The sequence below is a fragment of the Rhizobacter sp. P1_G5 genome, assembly GCF_056405435.1.
Map to the genome: position 1 here is coordinate 1 of NZ_JBFUCB010000485.1, position 4746 is coordinate 4746.

General features: G+C 65.7%; 5 protein-coding genes. 3 read left to right on the plus strand and 2 right to left on the minus strand.

Annotation, left to right across the window (positions count from 1 at the left end):
• Positions 1-521: ribosome maturation factor RimP (gene rimP / locus AC1D12_RS25135; RefSeq protein ID WP_477843604.1), on the minus strand; the 521-nt coding region annotated here is incomplete at its 3' end.
• A gap of 196 nt (positions 522-717) precedes the next feature.
• Between rimP and fabI the strand changes: the two genes are divergently transcribed.
• Entirely contained in the window at positions 718-1506 is a 789-nt protein-coding gene (gene fabI / locus AC1D12_RS25140; protein WP_477843605.1) for an enoyl-ACP reductase FabI, read from the plus strand.
• Here fabI and AC1D12_RS25145 read toward each other — a convergent pair whose 3' ends face one another.
• The gene (locus AC1D12_RS25145) at positions 1507-2481 is read right to left on the minus strand and encodes a glucokinase (RefSeq protein ID WP_047512525.1); all 975 of its coding nucleotides are present in this window, start codon (positions 2479-2481) and stop codon (positions 1507-1509) included. It abuts the gene before it with no gap.
• Positions 2482-2981: 500 nt separating this feature from the next.
• On the opposite strand from AC1D12_RS25145, the gene AC1D12_RS25150 reads away from it, so the two are divergent.
• Positions 2982-4214, plus strand: coding sequence for a maltoporin (locus AC1D12_RS25150; protein WP_477843608.1), 1233 nt, complete (start codon positions 2982-2984; stop codon positions 4212-4214).
• Between the two features lie 125 nt (positions 4215-4339).
• Positions 4340-4746 (plus strand): ABC transporter ATP-binding protein (locus AC1D12_RS25155; RefSeq protein WP_477843610.1); only part of this gene is annotated, 407 nt, incomplete at its 3' end.

Here is a 4746-nt window from a genome sequence, read left to right on the forward strand (position 1 = left end):
ACGTCTTCGGCCTGCACGTCGGCTCCGTCAGGCACAGCAGCCGGCTGCGCAAAGCGCCGGCCCTTGAAATCGAGGACAGGCACCAGATGGGCCTCCCGCACTTCCTCGAACGAAAAATCCAGGGCCTGGTCGACCTTGCCGTCGTTGAACACCAGGCGCCATTGCTCTCCCAGGGCCTCCAGCACGCCGCGGAATTTCTTGCGGCCCTGGAACGGCACCTTCAGCGTCAACTCGATCTCCGAGCCGGCGAAGCGCTGATAGTCAGCGGGCTTGTTCAGCGGCCGGTCCAGTCCCGGCGACGACACTTCCAGGCGCTCATAGGCGCAACCCTCGACCTCCAGCACGTGCTGCAGCTGGCGGGTCACCTTCTCGCAATCCTCGACGACGATGAATTCGCCGTTCGGATCATTCTGCAGGCGGTCGATGAAGACACGCAGCAAACCCTTGGGGCTGCGCTCGCAACTCACGAGGTCGTAACCCAACCCGGTCACGGTGCGTTCAACAACGGCTTGCCAATTCATCCAGCGAGTGTCTTCAGAGGTTATGAAAATGTGAAGAAGCAAAAAAAATGGGCTGGAAGAATCCGCCCATGCAGTTTTCTTGCGAAAGACGCATTGTATCCCGGTGGCGGACTACCCGGCAAGGGTTGTGAGAGTCAAGCGCGAGTGCGTGCCAGAATGAGCACCCCCTTTTGACGAATACCAGACTGGAGACTCCATGGGATTCCTGGCCGGCAAGCGCTTCCTGATCACCGGCGTTCTGTCCAACCGCTCGATCGCCTACGGCATTGCACGCGCCTGCCGGCGCGAGGGTGCCGAACTGGCTTTCAGCTACGTCGGCGAACGCTTCCGGGACCGCGTGGCCGAGTTCGCCGCCGAATTCGACTCCACGCTGTTGTTCGATTGCGATGTCGCGAGCGACGAGCAGATCGACGCGATGTTCAACCAGCTCGGCGAAACCTGGCCGCAATTCGACGGTTTCGTCCATTCGATCGGTTTCGCCCCGCGCGAGGCGATTGCCGGCGAATTCCTCGACGGCCTGTCGCGCGAGGCCTTCCGCATCGCCCACGACATCTCCAGCTACAGCTTCCCGGCGATGGCCAAGGCAGCCGCCTCGCGCCTGTCGCCGAAGGCCGCCCTGCTCACGCTGAGCTATCTGGGGGCGGTCCGCAGCGTTCCCAACTACAACACGATGGGCCTGGCCAAGGCCTCGCTCGAGGCCTCGGTGCGCTACCTGGCGGCCGGCCTCGGCCCGAAGGGCGTGCGGGTCAACGGCATCTCGGCCGGCCCGATCAAGACGCTGGCGGCGTCAGGCATCAAGGGCTTCGGCAAGATCCTCGAGGTGGTCGAGCAGAACGCGCCGCTGCGCCGCAACGTGACGATCGACGACGTCGGCAACGTCGCGGCCTTCCTGCTGTCCGACCTGGCAGCCGGCGTCACGTCGGAAATCACCTATGTCGACGCCGGCTTCAGCCACGCGATGGGCGGCATCGCGGCGGAAGTCTGATCACAGATCGTCCAGCGCCCGCAAGGCCCCCAGCAGGGCCGGCGAGGTGCTGGCCTGCACGACGAAGGTCGGCATCGCCTGCAGGTAGTCGCGGAAACGCCCCTTCGCGACGAAGCGCTCGCGGAAGGTCGACCGGTCGATCCGGTCGCCCAGGCGCGGCACGATGCCGCCGCCGATGTACATCCCGCCGCGCGTGCCCAGCGACAGCGCCAGGTTGCCGGCCACGCTGCCCAGCAGCGCGAAGAACATGTCCAGCGCCTCGACGCAGTGCGCGTCGCTCGCGGCCACCGCACGCTCGCTGACCTCGGCCGCGCTCAGCGGCTGCGCGTTCGCGCGGTCGACCTGGCACAGCGCTTCATAGAGGCTCACCAGCCCCGGCCCCGACAACGCCCGCTCGGCCGAGGCATGACCGTAGCGCTGGCGCAACGCCGCGATCACCGCGTCCTCGCGCGGCGTCGCACCGCCCAGCGACACATGGCCGCCCTCGCCGTTCAGCGGCACCACCCGGTCGCTGCCGGGCACCCGCAGCAAGCCTGACACACCGAGCCCGGTGCCGGCGCCGATCAGACCGACCGGCGCCCCCTCCACCACCGCCCCACCGCCCACCTGCCGCAACTCGGCAGGCTTCAGCGACGGCAGCGACAGCGCGAGCGCGGTGAAGTCGTTGATCAGCAGCAAGCGCTCGAGCCCCAGCTTCTGGCGCACCGCCTCGATCGAGAACGACCAGTGGTGGTTGGTCATCTGCACGTGGTCGCCGACGATCGGGTTGGCGATGCCGATCGCGCACCAGCGCGGCCGCACCGTTGGCGAATGCGCCTGCAGGTAATGCGCCATCGCGTCCTGCAGCGTCGGGTGATCGGCCGCCGGCAGCGTGTCGATGGACGTCAGCTCGGCGCCGGGCGCCAGTTGCAGCGCAAAGCGCGCGTTCGTCCCACCGACATCGCCCACCCACCGCGGAAATGAATCTGCCTGCATGTCAACGCTCTCTCGTTCGAGTCACCGCAGGCAAACCCTGTGGCGACGATCCCCGCCGCAGCGCGACCATCCGCACGCGGCCTCCCTGGCGCCTGCGGCACCCCCTCGATGCCATGCGGCCCGGCGTGCAATGCACCCGAACCGTGCGCTCGTCTTTGTAGCCAAACTACTTTTCATGATAGCCAAGCCGGCCGCAAAGTATCGACGGCCTGACATTCGGGACTTCCCTGATGGGTGTGGTTATTGTGAGAAACGACGGGAAAACCCGCGTTTACCGGCTGTAGTCGGATTACTAGAGTCAACCTTGACAAAACATTACAGCCAGTGATGTAGCCGTGCTACTCGCTGGACACAAGGAAGACAACGCAAGTTTCCAGCCATTCAGGGCGAACTGCGAACCGCTCGCCGCCCACTCTGTTTCCCCCAACCGCTGCAGCAATGGGTCCCCCCAGACCGAGCGCTCGGCACATTTCAAAGCAAAACCTCTGAGGAGTCAGTAGATGAAGAGTCAGTTCAAGCTCGCGACCATTGCCGCCGCGATGGGTCTGTTGGGCGCCACCTCTGCACAAGCCGTCGATTGGGGCGGCTACTTCCGCACCGGCCCGGGCGCGGCGAAGAAGGACGATGCSCGTGCGTGCTACGGCCTGAGCGGCGCGGGCATGAAGTACCGGCTCGGCAACGAGTGCGACTTCTACGGTGAGTTCCTGCTGAGCCAGGGCTTCAAGTCGGACGGCGTGGAATACAAGGCCGCGCTGATGACGAACTTTTACAACGGCGACTCGAGCGACACCGGCGCGGCGTCGGTGGGCATCAACCAGATGTACGTCGARGGCAAGGGCTACGACATYGCCCCGGACGTGAACTTCTGGATCGGCAAGCGCTTCTACGGCCGTGCSGACGTGCACATCACCGACACGTTCTTCATCAACCTGTCGGGCGTGGGCGCGGGTGCGGACAGCATCGCCGTGGGCGGTGGCAAGCTGGGCCTGGCGTTCTTCCGCAACGACAGCGGTGGCGTGATCCAGGGSACGCCTGCGGCRACGGGCACGGACCAGCGTCCGGCCTCGCGCCTGAACGCGGACCTGTCGGAGCTGGTGGTGAACCCGGGCGGCAAGCTGCGCGTGGTGGGCACCTACGTGAAGGGTGACTTCACSGGCGGCAAGAACGGCTTCGGCCTGAGCGTGCAGCACAACCAGGACAACGCGTTCGGGCTGGGCGGCACCAACATCCTGTGGGTGCAGTTCGCRCARGGCTCGGCGGGCGTGGACGGCGGCTTCGGCACGCTGAACGCGACGTCTGCGACCAAGAGCTTCCGCATCGTGGAGAGCCCGGGCTGGCAGGTGGGCGCGTTCGGCGGCCAGGGCCAGATCATGTTCCAGCAGGACAAGGTCGAGAACTTCGCGGGCCAGACCACSAAGGTGAACTCGGTGTCRGTGGGCGGCCGCGGCTCGTACGCGCTGACGAAGAACTTCAAGCTGGTGAGCGAAGCCGCGTACGTGCAGAAGAAGCCGGACGGCAGCGACACGCAGAAGCTGGCGAAGTTCACGTTCGCGCCGACGCTGTCGACGGGCCCGGGCTTCTGGAACCGTCCGGAACTGCGCCTGTACGTGACGACGGCCAAGTGGAACKCGGCGGCCAACGCGGCCGAGAACGGCGGCGCCGGCGTCACCAACCGCGCCAACGGCGACACCAAGGGCACGTCCTATGGTGCCCAGGCKGAAATCTGGTTCTGATAGAGGGACGGTTTGAAGACTCGGTTTTGCTGAAATGCTGAGTTGAGAGCAGTACGGGCCGGCTGAGAAGCCGGCCCTTTTGACTTGTGACTTCCGACATCCAGGAACGACAACGTGAGCAATCCATGGCCGATCTCCAGCTGAAGGCCCTGCGCAAGGCGTTCGACGACGTCGTGATCCTGCACGGCGTGGACCTGGAGATCCGCGACGGCGAGTTCCTGGTGTTCGTCGGGCCGTCGGGCTGCGGCAAGTCGACGCTGCTGCGCTGCATCGCCGGCCTCGAGGACATCACCGCGGGTGAGCTCTACATCGGCGGCGAACTCGTCAATGACGTGCCGCCGGCCAAGCGCGGCATCGCGATGGTGTTCCAGAGCTATGCGCTCTACCCCCACATGACGGTCGCCGAGAACATGGCCTTCGGGCTGCGGCTCGCCGGCTATTCCAAGGACGAGATGCGCGCGGCCGTGAGCCGCGCGGCGCAGGTGCTGCAGATCGAGCACCTGCTGGAGCGCAAGCCGAAGGCCTTGTCCGG

Excerpts from the sequence above, each read along its gene's own strand:
- fabI (WP_477843605.1), top strand. The coding sequence starts at position 718 with ATGGGATTCCTGGCCGGCAAGCGCTTCCTGATCACCGGCGTTCTGTCC.
- AC1D12_RS25145 (WP_047512525.1), bottom strand. The coding sequence starts at position 2,481 with ATGCAGGCAGATTCATTTCCGCGGTGGGTGGGCGATGTCGGTGGGACG.